This is a genomic window from Effusibacillus pohliae DSM 22757 (assembly GCF_000376225.1).
Classification (GTDB): Bacteria; Bacillota; Bacilli; order Tumebacillales; family Effusibacillaceae; genus Effusibacillus; species Effusibacillus pohliae.
This window is the reverse complement of record NZ_AQXL01000133.1, coordinates 128,401-149,832: the sequence shown is the minus strand read 5'-3', so window position 1 is coordinate 149,832 and position 21,432 is coordinate 128,401. Positions and strand designations below refer to the sequence as shown.

Sequence of the window (21,432 nt, the reverse complement as noted above, 5' to 3'; positions counted from 1 at the left end):
TTTCGCTTAAGGGAGTGAAACCATGAAATTATTATTTGAATCGTTCCGTACGATTAACCGCAACCTCGGCATGATTTGGCCGCCGGTGGTGACCGCTCTGGGATTTCTGCTGCTGCTGCTGATTCCCGTTGTGTTCCTCGCCGTTTCGTTCAGAGGCCTGTTCGAGCATGGTCTGCGGCGGGATCAGTTTGATCCGGATCTGTTGTTTGGCGTGCTGGGTCCGGGCGTTCTCGTGCTGTTGTTCGTTCTGTTCTTGCTGTTTCTCTTGTTGGGATTGTTCGTCACCGCATTTTTCAATGCGGGCTTGTATCAACTGGCATCGTCCGTTTTGGACAGGAATAGGCACTATTGGCGCTCGTATTTCAAGGGCGGTTTCCGTTTTTTGGGATGGAGCGTGCTGTTTGTCCTAATTTCGTTCGGCATCAACCTGTTGGCCGACATCGTCGGCTCACTAGTGCTGCTTGGCAATCAGAATGGAAAAAACGCTGAAAAAATCGTCTCGTTTCTCCTGGGCATCGTTGTGCAATATCTGCTTATCCTTTTCTATCCGGCGCTGATCGACGGGAAGGAAAAGTTCGGAAAAGCGCTGGGTACCAGTTTCCGGTTCGCTTGGCAAGCTTTCTTGGAAACGATTCTGCCCGTGATCGGGTTGTTCATAGCAGGCATGATCATCGTGTTCACCCTGGTCGGCATCGGGGCGGTTACCCATCCGGTGATTTCCGTACTGATCGCAATTCCGCTCGGACTGTACCTGATTCCGTTGCTCCCTGTCTGGGCCACGCTCGTCTACCGTAAGCTGACCCCGCCGGCTGAACCGACCGATCCGGCCGCGACCGACCTGAAAATCGGCTGATTGCTGGGCGTACCACAAAAACCGCTCCCGGGGCGGCACTCGCTCCCCCGGGAGCGGTTTCAAATTGTCTAGGGCTTCTTCTTTGTATCTTCGGTAGCTTCTTTTTTACTTTCGCCGGGTGATCGAACCGGAACCGCCGACTCGCGTTTTCGGAGGAGAGTTGTTCTTCGGCGGGGAAAAGCTGGAAGAACCGGACTTCGGCCCGGTGTCTGCGCTGACGGAACCGGAACTTCCGCCCGATTTGACAATCGAGCCGCTGCCGCCGGTTGTCGGCGGCGGACCGGGATCCTTCGTCGCGGAGGAAGGCTCTTTTTTCGTGATGCTGCTGCCTGCTCCCACCGACGTGCCAGGTCCGTCCGAACCGCCAGATGCGGCGGGTTTGTCGCCGCGTCTGATGATCGATCCGGTCCCTGGCTTGGTCAGCGGCGGGAACTGTTTTTTCTCTTCCGGCGTCGGCGTGTGGTACGGCACGTTTGGCTTGTAGATATCGCGGCTGGTGTAGCCCCGGTAGCTGCCAGGATGATGTTTGTGCGAATCAAACAAGTCATCCAGAATGCTGCCGAGAATGTACCCTTCCAAAAATCCCGGGCTGTAATTGTTCCGGACAAATTCCTTGCTATCGACCTCAATCAGCGTATCGCCCGGCTTCTGCGGATCCCGCTGCAGATGGTACAATTCGTCCGGATAGATCAGAAACATCCGCTCGGGATCCTGTCGGGACATTTCCTGTGGTTTTCGCTGTTCCGCAAGTTCCTGCGCCACTTCCGGCACCGTCATGTTTTCCGCCCGGTAGACGCGGGACGTTTTCGCCCCTTTTTGCGTGACCGATTCGAGCGGATACAACGAGCCGACCGGATTGCTGCCGCACCCGGTCAAGAGCGACACCGACAGGGCGACCGCGATCAGTAACTTGAGAGATTGCGCCAGCCGCTGCATCCTGCTTCCCCCTTAGCTCCCGCGTAACACCTGCACATCGGCGGGCAGCACCGCCGTTCCTTCGTACAACATAAACCGCCCGTCCTGCCATTCGATCCTCAACAGCTTCCGGTCATCCGACTGAAACTGCCAGACGTACTGTTCGCCTCCACTGGAAAACGGAGTTTTTCCCGCCACCGTCACCCGTCCCGCATATTGCTCCTGTAGGTGGTAGGCGGTGCCGTCCAGTTCGATCGTCGTCGGCACTTCGTTGAACGAATCGAGCCGCCCGTCAATCGGTTCGTACAGCGCGTAGACGGTGCGCTCCCGTTCCTCGATGTGCAGATAGCGGACTGTGTTGCCGTCCTGCAGCGTCAGCAAAACAGCGTTCCGTTGCGAATTGCGCGTGCGGCCCGTGACCTGGTAGGTGACCAGCGACACTTCAATCACGTCGCCCGGGCCGACGGTCAGGATGCTTTTTTCCGGCTTCGGCGGTTCCGGCTGCTTGAGCAGATTTTTGATCCGACCGAACAGACTCATCATCCGTACTCCTTTCTGTCCGTTACAGACACGCCGCCAAAATCAGGGCGCCGACCAGATGCAGCGACCCTGCCAGCAAAGCGTGCGCCACTTTGCCTTGCCGCGTGCCCTCGTCCAAATCAAGTCCCACAGCGGTCTTGAGCGCCCGGCGGACGATCATCTCGACAATAAACAGGATGACAAATGAGACCGCCGAGGCCAGCAACGCCTGCCACAGGTCGTTCGCTTTGGCAATCGACTGGGACAAAATATACCCTTGCGCAAACAGTTTCATCACAAACCGGGTGGTGACCGCCGTGTTTCCGTTTCGCATCTCCGCCACATCGCGATAGCCGGTAAAGAGGCTGTCAATCGCCATCAGGACGCCCAACAGCACCGCCCCGGCGCCCGTCCATACAAACATGCCTACTATATTCTGCCAAGTCATCCCGCTTCCTCCTGATCCCGCGAAAAAACGCGCCGCTTCGCGGCATCTTGCAAAATCAACCGTTCAAGAAGAAAGGGAAACCGCGCGAGCGGTTTGCCCCCTATTCGTATTTCTTCATCAGTTCCGCCAATTCGTCGTCGATCTCTTTGTTACGGCTCAGCTTCTCGAACTCCTCGTCGAGCGATTTTTCCTTTTTGTAGATTTCGCCGCTGGCTTCCGCCTCCGCTTCCATTTGCAGCACCTTTTCTTCCATCCGCTTAAGACCGGCCATCGCCGAATCGGATCCGATGCCGGACAGCGCCTTGTTGATGTCTTTCTGCGCTTTCGCCGCATTAGCGCGGGCGACCAGCGTTTCCCGCTTGTTCTTCAGTTCCGTGATCTGCTTGCGCATCTCTTCCAGCTTCGCACGCAACTGATCGGCCGCCAGCTTGTTCTTTTCATAGCTCAGCTTGTACTCGTTCATCTTCTGCTCGGCCGCTTTTTTCTCTTCCAGCGCTCGGCGGGCGAGTTCCACGTTTTTCGCCTGCGCGGCCACATGTGCCTGTTCGTCGCGCTTCTTGACCAACGCCTCCTGCTCTTCATACAGCTGCTTGAATTTTTTCTCCAGCACGATTTGGGCGGCCACAGCTTTTTCCGCTTCTTCCAGGTCCTCCTGCATGTCGCGCAGGTACTGGTCGGTCATCTTCACTGGATCTTCCGCCTTTTCAATCAGCGTGTAGAGATTGGCCAGTGTCAGGTCGCGCAAACGTTTAAACAGTGACATCGAGCGTTCCTCCTCAACATGTGATCGGATTATCGGGTTTCTGATGATTTAGTACGGATCAGGCGAAAAAAGGTTTCACCAAAAAATCGGGTCGTCCGTTTCAGTGCCTGCCGCGGCCGCTGCGGCCGCCTCCGGTGCGGACGTGGTTTGCGTCAGTTCCTTGCGGACCAGCAGCGGACCCAGAAGGCGAGCCCCATGACGATCACAACTCCTACGACAATCCTTGGAACCAACAGAAAACTCGGCATTTGCTCTCCTCATAGAAACAGCACATTTTACCACGCGTTCCGACACCTCCAGCATCCCATTTCCGCTTTGCGATCGTCACGCGACATCTCTATATCCGAATTGCTGCCCAACAAGTTTCAGAATCTCGCCGCCCACTTCCACTTTTTAGTATATCAACCAGTATTTAATCTGTGAACAAAAAAGGAACTTTTTCTGAGAGGATCGAATTTTCTATCTATCCTTTACGAAAGAAGGGGCTGTCCGATGGAGTTCGCGAGGTCTTCGTTCTGGCTTGTTGCGTTTTCACTTGTCGCGGTATGCATTCTGGGAGGGCTGCTGGGGCGTCTGCTGGCTCCCAGGGTTCCGCAAAAATGGGCCCGTCCCCCGTTGCTGATGCCGGCCGCCGTCTGCATCGCGGTGCTACATGCCAATCTGTTTCATTCGCTACTGCACGTCGGAACCGCTTATCTCAACCACTATTTTTTCTTCTGGTGGCCGCTCTGCCAGGCGATTTGCCGCTACCATAAGCGGGTGGACCAAGCGTCCCCGACTCTTCGCTTGCATAAACCTTCCAATATAAGAGGAAACTAAAATGGCAAGCGATTCTTCGGCCGCCGGAATCCCGACATGGCCGAAGCAAGGGGTGAAAACGAGTGACCCGTGTCTCTCCGATACTGCAACAATTCTGGGACCAAAATTACCAGTCCAATAGCAACTATTTTGCCTGTTGAATTCATCCGTATTCCCCCACGAAATCCATTGTCTATACCTTTACAGAAAGCGATTCTTAATAATTTTAAAATCCCTCTATACACCATTATAAGATATATAGAGGCAGTTTGTAATCATACCTGAGAAGAAATTTGATTAAAAGTCAGGAACATAAAGGGTATCGTACTCATCCCCAGTGGTCAGTGTAGCAGTTGTCCAACCTAAATTCGGATCCCAAACGGTTTCATTACAGGTTAGTACATTATCCATAGCAACAACCAGATTGCCCCAGGTATTATCCATTATGAGCCCAGGTTGGTACGTGTAAGTACTAGTTGAAGCGCTAGAGCCAGGTTTGTAGTCATGGTTCCAACCTGCAGACGTATATCCGCTCCATGAATGCGTTACATAGACAGCGGGTAAACTGTAATTCCACGTAGCTCCAATAGTAAGCGTTGGATTTGTTGTATCAGGTAAACTTTGCAATATTTTTTGTCCTGAATAATTGTTTGTAACTCCAAACCAGGTTGCTTTTATTGTACCGGCGTTTAGAGCTTGTGTCTGTCCAGAATTTTTGATTTCCCATTTGCTATAGGTGCTATCGTGATAACCCCGCTGTAGTTCCGTGTAAACTTTTAACTGACCGACAGTATTTCCAAGACCATCCACACAGGTATAAAGATTACTGTAATAAAAGTAATTCCCACTACCATTAAGAGAACCCCCTCCGGGAGTAGTACTTTGCGGCTGTACAGTCATGATTGATGGTGACTGGTTCCCTGTATTAAAATGTTTTACCGCATCTTTTACAATCTGATCCGTACTTACCTTTTTGTTATAGTAAAAAGCTGTTAGTGATGTGGTCTGTTGGCCCGCCGGCTTATAGATGGCAACGGCTTGGAAGTTATCACTGTGAGTTTCCACGGGTCCGGTGACATTAAACAGTTTATACACCAAAGAATCGTTTAATTTTTTGTCCTCATTTCCGTGGAAGACTATCATCGCTCCGTTATTTAGAGCTTCACGCAAATTTGCAATAAAAGGCGAATTGGCGAGTTTGTTAAATGCTTGCTCGTCGTATTTTTCACTTTGTTCTTTTGATGCTGCCAGCGCTGTTGATGGACCATCGACCAAATTTCTATTCACTACAATAACCTTAGCACCAGTAAAGTCATACTTTGCACTATGCCAATTGTAAACACGTGAAACATTGGAACCCCAAGATTGATTTGTTTCATCCGTAATCACAATAGCCGGTTTGGAGCACGTTGGCTGAGCTGCAGTCACCAATGGAGTTACTGAACTCAAAATCATTGAAGTCAACGCGACAGAAAGTAACAATTTTACTTTCCTCATTAACATTTCCTCCTTTTAAGTGACAGTTAGTAGGACAGACGTCCATTGAAGAGGAAATTTTGTGCTACGAAATTACAGTAAAAATAACGTATGTATATAAATGTTTTTCTATTTAGCATAAAGAATATCAAATGACATATTTTTTGTCAACAAAAATATTTCGATTATTTTAGACAATATACATTTCAAATTCCCCTCAACAAAAACGGGCATATAATGAACACAAGTTTCGAATAAAATTTGAGTAAGAATGGAGCTTGTTCAAAGGAAGTATCAATTTATCGGAAAACTCCTGTATGTCTATCGTTTTTCCTTTTTTATCCGAAATGAAGATCTGCCTCCCCCAATCGCCCTTACTTGATCGCCGACGAAAAGAGCATCAGGCCCCTTTCCTGCCGCTCTTGCATAGCACGATCCGACGGCTGTGCCGTCGTGACGTGACTTGTACCTCTGGGTACATAACAAAACTCCCCGGCCGTCACCGGGGAGTTCCGCTTAAAACATCCGTTTCACAACTGTGGACGTATGCCTCGGGGCCCAGCCTCTTCGCTTGCATAAACCTTCCAATATAAGAGGAAACTAAAACGGCAAGCGATCCTTCGGCGCCGGAATCCCGGCATGGCCGAAGCAAGGGGTGAAAACGAGTGACCCGTGTCTCTCCGATACTGCAACGATTCTGGGAGCAAACATTAAAGACGATGCCGAAAAAAGAGGTGCAAGCCTCCCTAAAAGAGATCGGCTTTCCTTACCCGACCGGCAACCTTTCGAAGGAGCAAGTGCGAAAATTGCTGTACGGCTTCCTGGCGCAGCTTGACGAATCGCTGCAAGCGGACGCGATTCAGACGATCAGCGAAAAACGGTAAACGAGGCTGCTTGCGAAACACTCTTGGAAGTCCGAAACTATAACAGAGATCGGGTTTTGCCTTACAAGTGGACAAGCAATCGCCCTCCCCCGCCAGACAAGAAAGAGGGCGATTTTTACCATGCGAATCAACCGCCATTAATGCGCTTCCGACATTGGCCGCATCAACAGTTCCATGATCCGGCTCTTGGGACTTTGCTCCAACACGAACCGAACCGCCTTCACGACATCATCCGCATCCAGGAATTCGCCCAGACGGGGATCCCTCTCCGTACGGCCGGTGCCGATCGCAAAATGGGTGCGAATCCCGCCGGGGCAAATGTTGGTCACCTTGATTCCAAACGGGCGTAACTCCTGGTCGAGCGCTTGCCCAAACCCGACCTGTGCGAACTTGGTCGCGCAATAAACGCTTTCCTGCGGCAACCCCTTGACCCCCGCAACCGATGCGATATTGACGATATTTCCCTGTCCCCGCTGTTTCATATGCGGCACCGCATAATACGTGTAGACAAACGTGCTGCGCATATTGCTGTTCATCATCTCGTCGTAATTGGCCACCGTCAATTCCTCAAGCAGCCCGTATTTGCCCATCCCGGCGTTGTTAACGAGCACGTCGATCTGGCCGAACGCCGCCAGCACCGCGTCCACCAATTCCCGCGCCAACTGTTCGTCCGCCGCATCGCCGGCCCGCCAGATGACCCGTTCGGACGATGCGCCCAACTCCTCGACCAGTGAAGCTAAATCCGCTTCCGCACGGGTGACCAATCCCAAGCGATACCCATCTTCATACAGCGCCTTGGCAAGCGCCCGTCCGACGCCTTTGCCGGCCCCCGTGATGATCGCCACTTTACTCATCTGTCGCTCCTCCTCCGTTCAGTGGATTCCTTTCCTTTCGAGCTCAGACAAACGGTGAAACTGTCCCTGCAGCACACCGTACATCTGCCGGTACACCTCGTAATAGTCGTTGTACCGTTCGTGCCGCTCCGGATCCGGCGCAATCCGATCTCTGATTGCGATCAAACGTTCGCAGGCATCCTCTATACTTGCGAACCACCCCGCTCCCACACCCGCTAACAACGCTGCCCCGTAAGCAGGGCCTTCGTCGGCAGCCAGGACCACCACTTCGATCCCCGTCACATCGGCGATGATTTGCCTCCAGACGGGGGATTTGGCGCCGCCGGCCGCTTCACACAGCACATCGTACACACTGCGTCCACTGTGCTTGGCGATTTGCTCCGCTTGCTGCCCGACATTCGTTCTCCACCACTTCAAGCATTCGGCCGCTGAGAGAATCACACCCATCGTGTGCCATTTGCCGGCCACCGCGTGGCAAAACGCGTGCAGCCGATTTTCCGGGTCGACAAACGGTTGGTCACTGTGTGCCGTCAATCGCAAACGAATGTAATCTTTCGGCAGCAAGACATGGCGGATTTGCGAATAGATGTGAGGTTCGTGCCGCTTCACCCATAAAATTTTCGGTGCCGTAAAGCCGTTTAACGGCCGATTTGCCACCCACCGGTTCCATTTTTCCGGGCCGATAATCCTTTCGATCCAATCGCACTCTTCGACGGTCCGCTGGTCACACCACAAAATCGCCGGCCGCAGCACCCGTTTGTTTTCAACCAGCAAAACGGAACCGTGCATTTGGCCGGACAGGCCGATTCCCTCAATCAGATTCGGATCAATGTCGCTGTTACGTAACAGGCGGGCTAACGCATCAGCGGTTGCCTCCCACCAAACGGCGGGATCCAGCTCCAACGTTTCCATGAATCGCAATGCGCCGACCATATTGTCGTCGTCAAAATCGCCCCATCCGCTGTTGCCGTGCTGGTGGCCCAATTTTCCTTCCATCGCCAGCAAACGGGCGTATTCCGCAAGGTTTTCTCCGTTCATGATCAGGTGCTGCCAGTCCATGTTGACAAGCAGGTTGGATGTGTCGACGCCCCGCTCTTTCACCTTTTGAATCGTAAACAGCGCCATACCGATCGAACGCATGGCAATTTTCATGGCCGGTTAAACTTACGCCGTCACGGTGTGTTTTTTGCGGTTCTGGCTGTAAATATCGATCCAGACGGCCAACAGCAGGATCGCGCCTTTCGTAATCTGCTGCCAAAACGATTCGACGTTCATGATACTCATCCCGTTATCCAGCGAGGCCATCACCAGCGCCCCGATAATCGCGCCGCTGATCTTGCCGCGTCCGCCCATCAGGCTGGTGCCGCCGATCACGCAAGCGGCGATCGCGTCCAACTCATACATCGTGCCGGAGCTGATCGTCGCAGCGTTCAGCCGGGCCACCTGCATAACGCCGGCAATCGCCGCCATCGTGGCACTCAGGACAAACACCGCGAGCGTCCGCCGCCTGATCGGAATACCGGACAGCCGGGCCGCCTCGCTGTTGCCGCCGATCGCATAGATGTGCCGGCCGAATGTCGTCCGGTTGGCGAGGAACGAAAACATCACGGCCAACAGCGCAACCAGCAGAATCGGAAACGGCACGCCTTTATAGCTGTTCATCAGCGCGATGAAGAGAAAGGTAAGAGCGGTAAAAAACAGCGCCTTGCCCCATTCGGCCAGCGGCGACCCCACCTCCAGCCCGTACGCCATCCGGGAACGGCGGGCGTTCCATACCCCATAGAGCAAACCGGCGGCCGCCAGCATCCCCAATCCCCAACCGACCGCCTGCGGCAAATACGACTGTCCGATCAGGCGAAAACTGTCCTGCAGCGGCGCCACCGTTTGACCCTTGGTGATGCCGGTCAGGATACCGCGAAATGCCATCATGCCGCCGAGTGTCACGATAAATGCGGGAACCGCCCGGTAGGCCACCCACCAGCCCTGGAACAATCCGATCAACACGCCGACCAGAATCGTCACCACAATCACCGCCGGGGTCGGCCACTTCGCCCACACCTGCAGGATGGCGGCGATCCCTCCGGTCAGCCCAACGATCGAACCGACCGACAGATCGATATGTCCGGCCACAATCACCAGCACCATGCCGACCGCCAACACCGCCGTCACCGACATTTGCACGAACAGGTTGGACAGGTTGCGGGCGGTCAAAAACGAATCGCTCATCAGCGAAAACAAGACCCAAATCGCAATCAGCGCGAAAATCATTGTGTACGAACGGACATCGAGCGTTGCCTTCCACTGCTGCCAAAACGAACTCTGTCCGTTACGAACGATGTGTTCCTGTTTGACCGTTTCCACGTCATTTCCCCCCCGTTGCTTTTTGCATGATTTTTTCCTGGGTCGCTTCCCCGCGCGTAAATTCTCCATTGATCCGCCCTTGATTCATCACCAAAATGCGGTCGCTCATGCCGATCACTTCCGGCAGCTCGGACGAAATCAAAATGATGGCCACGCCCTGTTTCGCCAATTCGTTGATAATCTGGTAGATTTCGTATTTGGCACCCACATCAATGCCGCGCGTCGGCTCATCCAAAATCAGCACCTTCGGCCGCGTCATCAACGCTTTCGCCAGGACCACTTTTTGCTGGTTGCCGCCGCTCAGGGTGCCCACGATCGTTTCGATCGACGGTGTTTTGACGCGTAGTTGCCGGACATACGAGCGGCTCGCCTGGATTTCCCCGTTCGTTTCGATCACGCCGCCGCGTGCCACCTGTCGCAGGCTGGACAGCGTGATGTTGGATTTGATGTCCATGTTGAGAACCAGGCCGTACCGTTTGCGATCCTCCGTCACCAACGCAATACCGGCGCGAATCGCGTCACTGGCGGAGCGGATGGTGACCGGTCGCCCGTCGATCGTCACCTTGCCGCTACCTCTCGCCGGATACTCGCCAAACAGACTCATCGCCAGTTCCGTCCGACCGGAGCCCATCAGGCCGGCAATGCCGAGGATTTCACCGGCCCGCACTTGGAAATGCACCCGATCGACCACATTCCGGCCCGGCAGCTCCGGATCGGGCACGGTGTACGCTTCCACCATCATTACCACATCGCCGATTTCATGATCAAGCGGCGGAAACCGGTCGGTCAACTCCCGCCCGACCATCAACGAAATAACCTGCTCTTCCGTCAATTCGGCCGCCGGGCGGGTGGCGATCGTTTGGCCGTCCCGCAACACCGTCACCGAATCGGCGATTTGAAACACTTCGTTTAATTTGTGGGAAATATAGATACACGTGACACCTTCCCGTTTCAATTGCTGAAGGATGTCCAGCAACACCTCGACCTCCCGCTCGGTCAATGCGGCGGTCGGCTCGTCGAGAATCAGGATGTCGGCCCGTTTCGCCAACGCTTTTGCAATTTCGACCAATTGCTGCTTGCCGATCCCCAACTGGCCGATCATCGTTCGCGGATCGACCGCTTGCAATCCCACGCGCTCCAGCCATTTGCCGGCTTCCGCATGCGTCGCGTGCCAATTCACAATGCCCCGCGTCGCCAATTCGTTGCCGAGAAACATATTTTCCGCCACCGACAGTTCTTTCACCAGCGCGAGTTCCTGATAGATAATCGCGATTCCCGCCTGTTCCGCATCCTTGATGGAGCGAAACATTTGCTCCTGCCCGTGGATGCGGATCGTCCCGTCATAAGTCCCGTGCGGGTAAAATCCGCTGAGAATTTTCATCAATGTCGATTTGCCGGCTCCGTTCTCGCCGCAGATGGCGTGAATCTCTCCCTTCGCCACCTTGAAGGTGACGCGGTCGAGCGCTTTGACCCCGGGAAACTGTTTGCTGATGTTCTCCATTTCAAGCGCATATGCATTCACGACTTTCTCCCCCCCAGGCCGGTTGAGCCAGAAATGAAAGGAGAGGCAACGGTCGCTGCCTCGTACCTTTCATTGAAAAACGGACTGGCTATTTTTTGTTCATGTAAATGTCCTCTTTCTTATGAAAGCCGTCAGCGACCACTGTTTGCTCGATGTTCTCCTTGGTGACCACGATCGGATCCAGCAGGATGGAAGGCACGTCAATCTTGCCGTTGTTGATCTTCTTATCGGTCTGCACCTTTTCGCCCTTGGCCATTTGCACCGCCAGTTCGGCCGCTTTTTCCGCCAGTTTTTTCACCGGCTTGTAGACGGTCATCGTCTGCGTGCCGGCCACGATCCGTTGCAAAGCGGCCAGTTCCGCATCCTGGCCGGATACGGGAACCTTGCCCGCCAACCCTTGGCCCATCAGCGCCATGATGGCGCCGCCCGCGGTTCCATCGTTGGCTGCGATCACCGCATCGATCTTGTTGTTGTTGGCGGTCAGCGCGTTCTCCATATTTTTCAGCGCGTTGTTCGGCTGCCAATCTTTCGTCCACTGGTCGTAGACGATCTTGATGTCACCTTTGTCGATCAGCGGCTGCAGGACTTTCATCTGCCCCTGCTTGAACAGATGGGCGTTGTTGTCGGTATCTGCACCTTCGATCAGCGCATAGTTGCCTTTCGGCACCAGTTTGGTGATCGCTTCCGCCTGCAGTTGACCGACCCGTTCGTTGTCAAATGAGATGTACAAATCGACATCGGAGTTCTTGATCAGCCGGTCGTACGCGATCACCGGAATCTTCGCCGCATGCGCTTTTTCCACGATTGCAGCAGCCGCGCTGGCGTTGTTCGGCACGACCACCAGGATGTCGACCCCCTGGCTGATCAGGTTTTCCGCTTGCGCAATCTGCTTTGCGTCATCCAGATCGGCCGCCTGCACCGACACGTCGGCTCCCAGTTCCTTCGCCTTGGCGACAAAGCTGTCGCGATCCCGCTGCCATCTTTCCTCCTGCAGCGTGGAAAGCGACAGACCGATCGTGATTTTGCCTTTCGATTTGTTTGAAGATGAGGATGAAGTCGCGGGTGAGGATTGGTTCGCCCCGCCGCAAGCAGTCAAAGCCAACGTGAGAGCTGTGGCGGATGCGGCTGCCACCCATTTTTTCAACCGAAAGTTCATTCTTCTGCCCCCTTTTTCACAATTCAGATATGGTAGCGCTTACAACTTGACGATACCATGTCCTGCGCTGTGAGAGGGCAGCGACTATCTGTACTTACGCAGCAAGTGCCAGCACTTTCTTGCCGGGGCATCCGATTCAGAACCGACAGAGGAGTAGGGGCTTCCCGCAACTAGCATTTTTTGATTTTAAAAAAATTGGGGATCAGCCGGAATCCCGCATCATATCGGCAATCCCGGCTCAGGATGAGGGGGGATTTTTTTGCTCCCGGTAGGCGCGGGGGGAACGGCCGGTGACTTTTTTAAACATCCGCGTGAAATAATTCGGATCGCGGTAGCCGACCGAAAGTGCAACCGCTTTCACGGACTCGCCTTGTTGCAGCCGTTTTTTTGCTTCTTCCATGCGAATCTGTGTCAGCGCATCGGTAAACGTGACGCCGTACGCTTCTTTGAAGACGCGGCTGAAGTAGCTTGGACTGAGCCCGACATGGGACGCGACATCCTCCAGCCGGATATCTTGCGCATACCGCTGCTGCAGATAGCTCATCGCCAGCGCCGCCGCCTGTTTGGACCGGTCCCGGTTCAGCTCCGCCCAATGGGCCGTCAGTCGCTGCAGATAGTCTTCCACCTGCGCCTGCATCACTCCCCCGTCTACCGCCAGGGGAGAAGGCGCCTTGATGGCGCACGAATCGTAAAAAATGTGCCCGACAACCGCGACAAACGACAGCAGGGTGTCCCGCACGGCAGCCCAGTCATCGCCCGATTGCCGGCGAACGGCCTGCATCATCCGGGAAAATGCGGCTGCCACCTCCGGCTCGTTGCCTTCCTTCACCTGCTCGATGATCTGGCGGATGAACGGATCAACGGTCACAAACGGGTCACCACCGTCCGCCGCATGATCCTCATAAAATCCGATCGCTTGCCGCTGGCCCATGCACCGTCTGACCAGCAGCGATTCCCGGTACGACCTGGGAAATTGCGCAGGATCGCTGGCAAACCGGCCGACCGTCAGGCAAACGTTCTGTTCAGGCAACCTCTGTTTGATTTTGCGAGCCAATGCGTGCACCTCGGAGCGCAGGAAACCGGTCGGAGGAGCGTCTGTTCCCGCTTGCCGGTTCCCCGCTTTCCAGATAATGACCGGCATTCGTCCATCCCGGTACGGCCCCACCCACACGTTACCCCACATTTTCAACAGGTCATACAGGATGGGCTGCAGATCGTGCCGCTGTGTCGTGTCCAGCCAGACGGTCAGTACATACCCGCTTCGCAAGTCGCCCGGCACATCCGCTTCCAACTGGTGGGCCGCCGGATCGTTCAACAGCTCTTCCACCCTTTTTTGCTCCGCCAGGGGCGTCATCGCAGCCACCTGTTCCAGTAATTCGAGCCGCTCCTGCCGGGCCGCCCGTTCCCGCTCGATATCTTGCATCACCTTGCGGAAGCTGGCCAGAATCAGTTCTTTTTTGCTCGGTTTCAGAATGTAATCTTTTACGCCCAGCTGGATCGCTTCCCGTGCATAATCGAACGTATCGTAAGCGGAAATCATCAGAAACCGGACATGCGGATGCCGCGACTGGATTTCCTGAATCGTCTCCAACCCGTTGATCCCGGGCATCTTAATGTCCATCGTGATGATATCCGGGTGGTGCTGGTCTGCCAGCAGGATCGCCTGCCGGCCATTGGCCGCCTCCGCCACCACCTGCAGCTCCGGCAGGTGTCGGTTCAGCAGCTGCCGCAGCGCCATGCGTTCAATCTGTTCGTCGTCGCAAATCAATACTTTCATACGGATCCCACCTCTTTTCTGGCCATCGGAAATTGCAGACGAATCAGGGTGCCGGCTCCCGCTTGCGAGCGAATGTCCCACCTCACCCGATCCCCGTAAAACAGGGCAAGCCGTTGCCACACATTGTGCAGTCCGAGCCCCGTTGAGTGGCCCTGCCGGACGGCGTGATGTTCGAACGCCAGCAGCTGCGCTCGCAGCTCGTCCGACATACCCTTTCCGTTATCTTCCACCTCGATCACACAGTCGTCCGCATCCGGATAAATCCGGATGCTGATCCTGCCGCCGGACTCCAGGTCATCGACGCCATGAATAAACGCGTTTTCAACCAGGGGCTGCAAGGTCAGGTTGGGAATCGGCAAGTCACGGCAGGCCGGATCGACCGTCACCTGGGTTGCCACCCGGTCGCCAAACCGTTTTTTCTGGATGTAAAAATAGTGTTCGACATGTTCGACTTCCTCCGCGATCGTCACCGGATGATCCAGCTTGCGCAAACTGTAGCGCAGCATCGAGGAGACCGCGTCGATCAGTTCGCTCGTCTCCTCCGCCTCTTCCAGATAGGCGAGTTTGGATATGGTGTTCAGCGTGTTGAACAAAAAATGCGGGTTGATCTGGCTTTGCAAGCTTTTCAGCTCCGCTTCCTGCAGTAGCCGTTCCATTTCCGCCCGCTCCTGGATCGCCTGCACGTGCTGCCGCAAATTGCGCTTCATCACGTTGAACGCATGCGCCAGGACCTGCATTTCGTCTTTCGAGGTCACCTGCACATCCTCGCCGGAAAAATCACCTTGACCGATCAGCCGGGCGGCATGCTCCAACTGACGGATCGGCCGCGTGATGCTCTGTGCGAACAGGAGCATCACCAACGCCATCAGCAAAATCGAGGCGAGCAGCAGACTGACAATCAACCGGCGGTAGTCTTCCTCTTTCGATTTCAATTGTTCGTACAGGATCTGGTAGCCGGTCAACGTGTTGTCGATCAGATCAAGCGTTGTCTCTTTGACAAATCGGGCGATCATTGCCATTTCCTCGTAGTCTGACGTATATCGCTCAATTTCGTTTCGCTTGTAATCCCGCAAGAACAAATCCGCTTGCTCGAGAAAGCTGTTGATTAGATTTTCATAGTTGCGGACGGTCAGAAAGTTGGTCTGATTTTCGAGCGAAGCCAGTTCGGAACGCTTTTGCTGCAACTGCTGATACGCATGCGTGAACTGGGCTTCCGTGTCCGCAGACGGAGCGTTCATATAGTTGGTGACGAGCGTCATCATCTGGTTGGTTTGCCAGGAGATTTCGTTCAAAAGCAACAGCCGGCGGACAATCTGGTCGTACCGGTGAAGCGCCGTTTCCTTGTTCCAAAGAATCAAGACGGATACACCGGCAAACAGCAGGATGACGCTTGCGGAAAACAACAAAAGCTTGATGTGAATGCGGATCGTTCCTTCACTCCTTTGCCCCGACACCGCGACGATTCAATTGGTCGGCTGTCAAAATGTGAATGTCTGTATAATAGGACGGCTGCAACCGCTTTCCCTGAATTGCGTCGATCAATTGCTCCACACTGTGGTAACCCATCTGGTACGGTTCCTGGACGACCGTTGCGGCAATCACTCCTTTTTTCATCCAGTCGATCGTCTCCGGCAATCCGTCAAATGCCAGGATATACAAATCATGTCTGCCCCGGTTGAAGGCAACCTGCGCCATCGCCATCCCGTCAAGAGCGCTCGCCCCGAACAGGGCGTTGATTTCCGGATGATGGTTGAGCAGGGTGGCGGTCTTTTCCATCGCCCGGATCCGACTGATGTTCGATGATTCAATTGCCACGATCTGCATGCCGGGCTCATCACGGATCGCATCCTGAAAACCTTGCAGCCGTTCGATCATATTGGACGCTTCAAAGCTGCCGGTGATAATGCCGATTTTTGCCTGTCCGTGCAGCGCTTCCGCCATATGTTTGCCCGCCTGGTACCCTGCCTGGTAATTGTTTGTTCCTATATAGGTAAGCCGTTTCGAAGTGCGGGCGTCGGTGTCGACGGTGATCACCGGAATCCCGCGCGCGATCGCCTTGTCAATGACCGGCTGAAACTTGGCTTCCTCCAACCCTTGTGTCAAAATGCCATCGACCCGACTGGCGATCGCCATCTCGATCAACTGGATATGCTGTTCCAAGTTGCTTTCCACGGGACCGCGAAATTCGATCGCCACATTGTTGTTGCGGGCTGCATCCTCCGCCCCTTTTAACACCAATTTCCAATACGGGTTGTTGATTTCCTGCGAAATCAGGATGAAGTGATAGCGCGGTTTTTCGTACATTTTGCTTTCTTCGGTGTCTTGCACAGACCAGATTTTGCCGGTATAATACACGGTCTGCAGAAGCGAGAGAAGCAACAATCCGGTGAGTGTCGCAATCAGGACCTTTTGCTTCAGATGCTACCCCTCCTACTTTTTATCGAGCGCTGGCCGACGCTATGCGGCGCATGCACGATCCGGCGGCTTCACGACCGGCACGCAACCAGCTCCCGTTGGATGCAACCAGTCACACCGGGCAGGCTGCCAATTGCAAATTTTCAGATTGGTATAGATATAATTCCGCATGGACCGCCGATCTCCTGCCGCTCTTGCATAGCACGATCCGACGGCTGTGCCGTCGTGACGTGACTTGCACTCAAAGAGTATCAGTGGCGCTATGGCAATGAATTGGCAAGTCGCCCTATATGCCCTCTGGGTGCATAGCAAAACTCCCCGGCCGTCACCGGGGAGTTCCACTTAAAACATCCGTTTCACAACCGTTATGTGCTTGTACCAGTAGGAACCGGGTTTCAGAGGCAGATAGCCGACTTTGCCCAAACCGCCGCCCTCCTGGATCATGCGGCCGTTGCCGATATAGATTCCGACATGGTGGCCCTGGTCAAACACGACCAGATCGCCCGGACGCATCTCCGACTTGGGCACCGGCGTGCCGACCGAACGGTATTGAACCTGCGAAGACCCGCTCATCTTGTATCCCAATGCGTGGTGGTACACATAAGCGGTAAAATTGGAACAATCGAATCCAAACTGGCCCCGGTCTTCATTATGTCCCCAACGGTACGGGGTGCCCAGCTTGCTTTCGGCCACTTTCAGCACCGCATCAAACTTGGTTTGATAATCCGCATCCAGCGGGGCTACCGGTATTACATTCTGGTCGTAACTGACTCCAGGCGGCAGATTCGCCGAACGATACCCTGTTTCCGCAGATACGGGACCGGCCAGCGAGACAGCCACAACCCCGGCCGCCACAAGCGACAACACTTTGCGTTTCAACATGCACACCACTCCCTTTCAAGCCTGCGAGGTTAGCTGACGGGTTCGGAAAAAGGGATTCCCCGACTGCAACAGCAGTTTCACCCCAAAAGTGGATCCCCCGCGCTCGTTTTGAGCTTCGGCTTCTTTTTTCGTGATAAGGGTAACATGGGACGCCTGGGCTTGTCAGCCTGTAATTTCTGGCACGGTTGGCCTGTTGTGGCCAGCGTTTGCAGTCAAAAAATAACCCCTGAATCCGCAAAAGCAACGGAATGCCTTGCTGATTCCAAGGGTTCTCTCTCCAAAAATAAAAGACCGATCAACTCGGTCTTTGCGCTTACCAAGGAAAACGAAATCTATGAGGCGGCTACCCTCCGTCGGCCACGGGCCCAGTGGGCCTTGGCAAACTGCCTGATTTTCCGATAGGTCGATTTGTCCCGCAATTTGGCAAACAGAAAATGGGCGGGACCAGTATTTTCCTCGATCATCCAGACGTTGCCCCGTTTGTCCACCGCCAGGTCGAGTCCGATTTGCCAGTACCGTTTGTAATCGTCGAACCGGCGGCAGGTGTCGTACCCCAACCGAATCATTTGCTGCTTGACCGCCTCGATGGCCTGCGGTCTTAGGCCGAGCGAACGGCGCAAGGCGGTTTCCACTTCCGTCACGTATCCTTTGCCGCGTCCCAGGTTGGTGATAACGCTGCCAGGTCCGGCCACTTTCGCGACCATTCCGACATACTGCCATTTGCCGTCCGGTCCCCGCATCATCATCAGCCGGATGTCAAACGGGCGGCCCGCGACTTCCGCCAGCCGAATCGCTTTTTGCACGATATAGCTGCGGCCGCCGGGCTTGATTTTTCGGTACAAATCATCGATCGACGGGCAGGCGACCGGCGCACCCCGCTCCCGCACGAACGAATAGCCGCTGTCCGTTTTCCAAGCCCGGATCACTCCCCGCCCCTGGCAACCGCCGGTCGGTTTGATATAGACCGCCTTGTAATTCGCCAAATAGGCGGCGAGCGATGAGCGGGTCAACAAGGTCGTCGGCGGCAAAAAGGGGCGGATCGAGCGAACGGAAGAAAAAAATTTCCAGAGTCCCCATTTTCCCATTTCCGGTCGTCTGTCCGGTTTGTTCAAATTGGATCACCCCTCACACCAAGCCGATTTCGCGCAAAAAATAGCGAACGATGCGCATCTGATAGCGGACGCGATCGGCCAGCAGCAGATTCATCGAAGTTTCCACCGTGACAGCGGGGTATCCCAACAGCCCGGCTGCCAGGGGATGGAGCGGCTTCTCGTTTGCCTTATACGGAAATCCCCGCGATTTCCCGGCCGTGAATGCCGCCGGTGACCAAACAGACCGACCCCCCTTGGCGTCCTTGCACGATGTAATAAGAGGGAGAAAATGGGGTGTCCGCTGCCAAACGCCGCCGTTTTGTGCGCACCTGCGTTCGCCTCCCGAATGCTTTTTCGGATATAGTACGCGGCCCCGGGTTTCGGCGAACCGGGCAGCCAACGGGGAATCGCAAAATATGCCGCTGGAAGTCACCGCCCGGCTTTCCATTTCACCCAATCGCCGCCCGGAATCGGGATTGCATGTCGCTCCAACCAGCCGAGTTTGCCGGAAGGGAACGCGTACACCAGGCTCCTCACCCGGCGCCCGCCGCCGGCTGCCGCCCAAACCGTCACACGTTCATATAAATTCCGCGGATCGCCCGGACCATAGTAGTCTTCCAGCTCATCGAGGATCGGCAGCACCGGCTTCAAATCGGCAAAGCCCAACAGATCGCCTCGAACTCGTGTGACGGCGACCGCCACCCGGACAGTCCGGCCGTTGTCTCCCCCGGCAGGCTGCGGTCCGTCCGCCTCCGCACGGGGCAGGTCGCGAGCCAAAACCAATGCCGGGTACCCCTCCCGTAAATGGTACAATCTGCCCTGCACAAATGCCGGTTTGACGGTGACGACAAATTTCTTCACCAAAGAGTGGTACTTCTGCCCCGACCGCAAAGTGCCATAGACAAATACGTAGTGCATGCTGTGACCTCATCTCCACCCTATCAAATCGCGGTATTCACTGCGAGTCCAACGAGCCGTTCTGCACCCCCTCTGCCCGGGCGGGTTTCAGACTGCGGCAGGGCTTGGCTACTGCACCTGACGCTCCTTTCCTTGCCAATATTGGTCCCGCAGTGTTCGTTTCAGGATCTTTCCTGCGCCCGATTTTGGCAGTGCATCGACAAAATCGACCGACTTCGGCACTTTATAGTTGGCCAATTTTTCCCGGCAATGCCGGATCAGTTTCTCCTCCGTTAGGCTGTGGCCCGGTTTCGTGACAACGACCGCTTTCACCGCCTCGCCCCACGTTTCATCCGGAACCCCGATCACCGCCGCCTCCAGCACAGCCGGGTGCTGGTAAATCACATTCTCCACTTCCACCGAGTACACATTTTCGCCGCCGGTGATAATCATATCCTTCTTGCGGTCGACGATGTAGACGAACCGGTCTTCGTCCATCGCCGCCATGTCACCGCTCCAGTACCAGCCGTCCCGCAGCGCGGCGGCCGTCTCTTCCGGACGGTTCCAGTAGCCTTTCATAATGTTCGGTGCACGGGCGATCAGTTCGCCGACTGCGCCGTATGGCAGCTCGTTGCCCTCCGGATCGACGATTTTCAGCTCCACATGGTACACCGGCTGCCCGCAAGCAGACAGCCGCCGTGTCTCCCGCTCATCTCCATCGACCACATGATGCTCCGGCATCATCACAGTCAAAACGGGCGCCGCTTCCGTCATTCCGTACGCCTGATAGAACTCGCATCCCAGAACGGAGATCGCTTTTTTCAGCAGTTCGGCGGGAATCGGCGAAGCGCCGTAGAGCAGCTTGCGCAGCGAGGACAGATCGCAGTTGCCGATCTCCGGATGGTTGACCACCATGTTGATCATCGTCGGCACCAACAGAACGGCCGTGACTTTTTCCCGCTCGATCGTCTCCGCGACCCGTTTCGGCTCGAACGAGCGGATGTGGGCGTGGGCGCCTCCCACCATCGTCACCGCAAACGTGCTCGCACCATCCGCCAGATGGAACATCGGCGCCGCGTGCAGATAGATGTCGTCGCTCCGGTATCCGATAGCCAGCGCCACCTGGTAGGCGTTGACCGCCAGATTTTTGTGCGTCAGCATCACGCCTTTCGGCAATCCGGTCGTGCCTCCCGTGTAAAAAATACCAGCCAAATCGTCCTCGTGCAGCTCCGGTAGCCGCAACCCGGCCGGCTGGCTCACCAGGTCCTCATAACAAACGGCATTTGAGTCCGTCACAGGTGTGTCTTCCGCCAAAATATACTGTTCAATCGACAGCAATTCCGGTCGCAGTTGCAACACCACCGGCAGAAACTCGCGGTGGAAGAACAGCACTTTCGTTCCCGCATCCTGCAAAATAAACGAAATTTCCGGCGCCGCCAGCCGAATATTCAGCGGCACCACGACCGCCCCCAGCAAAAAGCTGGCATAATAAATCTCCAGATAGCGAAAACTGTTCAGCATCAGCAGGCCGATCCGGTCACCTTTTTCGACGCCCATCGCCTGCAGCCGGCCGGCCAACCGCTTCACCCGCTCCCCAAATTCTCCGTACGTCAGTCTGACATCGCCGTCAATGATCGCCAGCTTGCCCGCCCGATTTTGCACCGTATTCAAAAATGGTGTGGTCAGCAACACGATCCTCTTCCTCCCCTCATATAGTTCACAAAATAAAGTATACTATGAAAATTTGGTATTATTAATCGGATTCCTGCTGCCGGATTGCAATTTTTTACGCGTCCGACATAACCTCCCGTTTGTTGTCTC

General features: G+C 55.0%; 21 protein-coding genes and 1 riboswitch. Of the genes, 3 read left to right on the top strand and 18 right to left on the bottom strand.

Features of this window, described 5'->3' with window-relative positions:
* The first annotated feature begins 22 nt into the window (after positions 1–22).
* Positions 23–853, top strand: coding sequence for a hypothetical protein (locus tag C230_RS0116665; RefSeq protein WP_018133195.1), 831 nt, complete (start codon positions 23–25; stop codon positions 851–853).
* Between the two features lie 105 nt (positions 854–958).
* On the opposite strand, the gene C230_RS0116660 is transcribed toward C230_RS0116665, so the two are convergent.
* From C230_RS0116660 to C230_RS0116645, 4 genes are all read right to left on the bottom strand, one after another.
* A complete protein-coding gene (locus tag C230_RS0116660) occupies positions 959–1,789 on the bottom strand; it encodes a DUF4247 domain-containing protein (protein WP_018133194.1) in 831 nt (276 codons plus the stop codon).
* 12 nt (positions 1,790–1,801) lie between these two features.
* Positions 1,802–2,308: a DUF4178 domain-containing protein gene (locus C230_RS0116655; protein ID WP_018133193.1), complete on the bottom strand. Its 507-nt coding sequence runs from the start codon at positions 2,306–2,308 to the stop codon at positions 1,802–1,804.
* A gap of 22 nt (positions 2,309–2,330) precedes the next feature.
* Complete coding sequence (locus tag C230_RS0116650) at positions 2,331–2,735, bottom strand: DUF350 domain-containing protein (protein ID WP_026174386.1); 405 nt, start codon at positions 2,733–2,735, stop codon at positions 2,331–2,333.
* Between the two features lie 100 nt (positions 2,736–2,835).
* Complete coding sequence (locus C230_RS0116645) at positions 2,836–3,498, bottom strand: PspA/IM30 family protein (protein ID WP_018133191.1); 663 nt, start codon at positions 3,496–3,498, stop codon at positions 2,836–2,838.
* 492 nt (positions 3,499–3,990) lie between these two features.
* On the opposite strand from C230_RS0116645, the gene C230_RS0116640 reads away from it, so the two are divergent.
* On the top strand, positions 3,991–4,317 hold the full coding sequence (locus C230_RS0116640) for a hypothetical protein (RefSeq protein ID WP_018133190.1): 327 nt from the start codon (positions 3,991–3,993) through the stop codon (positions 4,315–4,317).
* 276 nt (positions 4,318–4,593) lie between these two features.
* Here C230_RS0116640 and C230_RS0116635 read toward each other — a convergent pair whose 3' ends face one another.
* Positions 4,594–5,793 carry a hypothetical protein gene (locus tag C230_RS0116635; protein ID WP_018133189.1) on the bottom strand — a complete coding sequence of 400 codons (1,200 nt, stop codon included), beginning with the start codon at positions 5,791–5,793 and terminating at the stop codon, positions 4,594–4,596.
* Between the two features lie 644 nt (positions 5,794–6,437).
* Between C230_RS0116635 and C230_RS0116630 the strand changes: the two genes are divergently transcribed.
* Positions 6,438–6,656, top strand: a complete 219-nt coding sequence (locus tag C230_RS0116630) for a hypothetical protein (RefSeq protein WP_018133188.1) — start codon at positions 6,438–6,440, stop codon at positions 6,654–6,656.
* 137 nt (positions 6,657–6,793) lie between these two features.
* Here the strand turns inward: C230_RS0116630 and C230_RS20835 are convergent, their stop codons facing one another.
* The 13 genes from C230_RS20835 to C230_RS0116560 form a co-directional block, all read right to left on the bottom strand.
* Positions 6,794–7,510 (bottom strand): SDR family oxidoreductase, encoded by a 717-nt coding sequence (locus C230_RS20835; RefSeq protein ID WP_018133187.1) that lies wholly within the window; start codon positions 7,508–7,510, stop codon positions 6,794–6,796.
* Between the two features lie 18 nt (positions 7,511–7,528).
* Entirely contained in the window at positions 7,529–8,662 is a 1,134-nt protein-coding gene (locus tag C230_RS0116615; RefSeq protein ID WP_018133186.1) for an FGGY family carbohydrate kinase, read from the bottom strand.
* A 12-nt stretch (positions 8,663–8,674) separates the two neighbouring features.
* A complete protein-coding gene (locus C230_RS0116610; protein WP_018133185.1) occupies positions 8,675–9,871 on the bottom strand; it encodes an ABC transporter permease subunit in 1,197 nt (398 codons plus the stop codon).
* A 1-nt stretch (position 9,872) separates the two neighbouring features.
* Positions 9,873–11,393, bottom strand: coding sequence for a xylose ABC transporter ATP-binding protein (locus C230_RS0116605; RefSeq protein WP_018133184.1), 1,521 nt, complete (start codon positions 11,391–11,393; stop codon positions 9,873–9,875).
* Between the two features lie 88 nt (positions 11,394–11,481).
* Positions 11,482–12,549 carry a D-xylose ABC transporter substrate-binding protein gene (gene xylF / locus C230_RS0116600; RefSeq protein WP_018133183.1) on the bottom strand — a complete coding sequence of 356 codons (1,068 nt, stop codon included), beginning with the start codon at positions 12,547–12,549 and terminating at the stop codon, positions 11,482–11,484.
* 238 nt (positions 12,550–12,787) lie between these two features.
* Positions 12,788–14,326, bottom strand: coding sequence for a response regulator (locus C230_RS0116595; protein WP_018133182.1), 1,539 nt, complete (start codon positions 14,324–14,326; stop codon positions 12,788–12,790).
* On the bottom strand, positions 14,323–15,780 hold the full coding sequence (locus C230_RS0116590) for a sensor histidine kinase (protein WP_156807497.1): 1,458 nt from the start codon (positions 15,778–15,780) through the stop codon (positions 14,323–14,325). Before C230_RS0116590 ends, C230_RS0116595 begins: the two co-directional genes overlap by 4 nt.
* Positions 15,761–16,630 (bottom strand): sugar-binding protein, encoded by an 870-nt coding sequence (locus C230_RS20830; protein ID WP_156807496.1) that lies wholly within the window; start codon positions 16,628–16,630, stop codon positions 15,761–15,763. Before C230_RS20830 ends, C230_RS0116590 begins: the two co-directional genes overlap by 20 nt.
* Before the next feature lie 453 nt (positions 16,631–17,083).
* Positions 17,084–17,623 carry a C40 family peptidase gene (locus C230_RS0116580; protein WP_018133179.1) on the bottom strand — a complete coding sequence of 180 codons (540 nt, stop codon included), beginning with the start codon at positions 17,621–17,623 and terminating at the stop codon, positions 17,084–17,086.
* Between the two features lie 3 nt (positions 17,624–17,626).
* A riboswitch (cyclic di-AMP (ydaO/yuaA leader) is annotated at positions 17,627–17,754 on the bottom strand.
* Between the two features lie 201 nt (positions 17,755–17,955).
* Positions 17,956–18,735, bottom strand: coding sequence for a YheC/YheD family protein (locus tag C230_RS0116575; RefSeq protein ID WP_018133178.1), 780 nt, complete (start codon positions 18,733–18,735; stop codon positions 17,956–17,958).
* 167 nt (positions 18,736–18,902) lie between these two features.
* Entirely contained in the window at positions 18,903–19,043 is a 141-nt protein-coding gene (locus tag C230_RS22715; RefSeq protein WP_156807495.1) for a hypothetical protein, read from the bottom strand.
* A gap of 100 nt (positions 19,044–19,143) precedes the next feature.
* Positions 19,144–19,632, bottom strand: a complete 489-nt coding sequence (locus C230_RS21540) for a gamma-glutamylcyclotransferase family protein (protein ID WP_018133176.1) — start codon at positions 19,630–19,632, stop codon at positions 19,144–19,146.
* 108 nt (positions 19,633–19,740) lie between these two features.
* On the bottom strand, positions 19,741–21,303 hold the full coding sequence (locus tag C230_RS0116560) for a fatty acid--CoA ligase (protein ID WP_018133175.1): 1,563 nt from the start codon (positions 21,301–21,303) through the stop codon (positions 19,741–19,743).
* Positions 21,304–21,432 lie beyond the last annotated feature (129 nt).

Bases quoted from the DNA above. Each gene is read 5' to 3' on its own strand.
- C230_RS0116665 (WP_018133195.1), top strand. From the start codon at position 23: ATGAAATTATTATTTGAATCGTTCCGTACGATTAACCGCAACCTCGGC.
- C230_RS0116660 (WP_018133194.1), bottom strand. From the start codon at position 1,789: ATGCAGCGGCTGGCGCAATCTCTCAAGTTACTGATCGCGGTCGCCCTG.
- C230_RS0116655 (WP_018133193.1), bottom strand. From the start codon at position 2,308: ATGAGTCTGTTCGGTCGGATCAAAAATCTGCTCAAGCAGCCGGAACCG.
- C230_RS0116650 (WP_026174386.1), bottom strand. From the start codon at position 2,735: ATGACTTGGCAGAATATAGTAGGCATGTTTGTATGGACGGGCGCCGGG.
- C230_RS0116645 (WP_018133191.1), bottom strand. From the start codon at position 3,498: ATGTCACTGTTTAAACGTTTGCGCGACCTGACACTGGCCAATCTCTAC.
- C230_RS0116640 (WP_018133190.1), top strand. From the start codon at position 3,991: ATGGAGTTCGCGAGGTCTTCGTTCTGGCTTGTTGCGTTTTCACTTGTC.
- C230_RS0116635 (WP_018133189.1), bottom strand. From the start codon at position 5,793: ATGAGGAAAGTAAAATTGTTACTTTCTGTCGCGTTGACTTCAATGATT.
- C230_RS20835 (WP_018133187.1), bottom strand. From the start codon at position 7,510: ATGAGTAAAGTGGCGATCATCACGGGGGCCGGCAAAGGCGTCGGACGG.
- C230_RS0116615 (WP_018133186.1), bottom strand. From the start codon at position 8,662: ATGAAAATTGCCATGCGTTCGATCGGTATGGCGCTGTTTACGATTCAA.
- xylF (WP_018133183.1), bottom strand. From the start codon at position 12,549: ATGAACTTTCGGTTGAAAAAATGGGTGGCAGCCGCATCCGCCACAGCT.
- C230_RS0116595 (WP_018133182.1), bottom strand. From the start codon at position 14,326: ATGAAAGTATTGATTTGCGACGACGAACAGATTGAACGCATGGCGCTG.
- C230_RS20830 (WP_156807496.1), bottom strand. From the start codon at position 16,630: ATGTACGAAAAACCGCGCTATCACTTCATCCTGATTTCGCAGGAAATC.
- C230_RS0116580 (WP_018133179.1), bottom strand. From the start codon at position 17,623: ATGTTGAAACGCAAAGTGTTGTCGCTTGTGGCGGCCGGGGTTGTGGCT.
- C230_RS21540 (WP_018133176.1), bottom strand. From the start codon at position 19,632: ATGCACTACGTATTTGTCTATGGCACTTTGCGGTCGGGGCAGAAGTAC.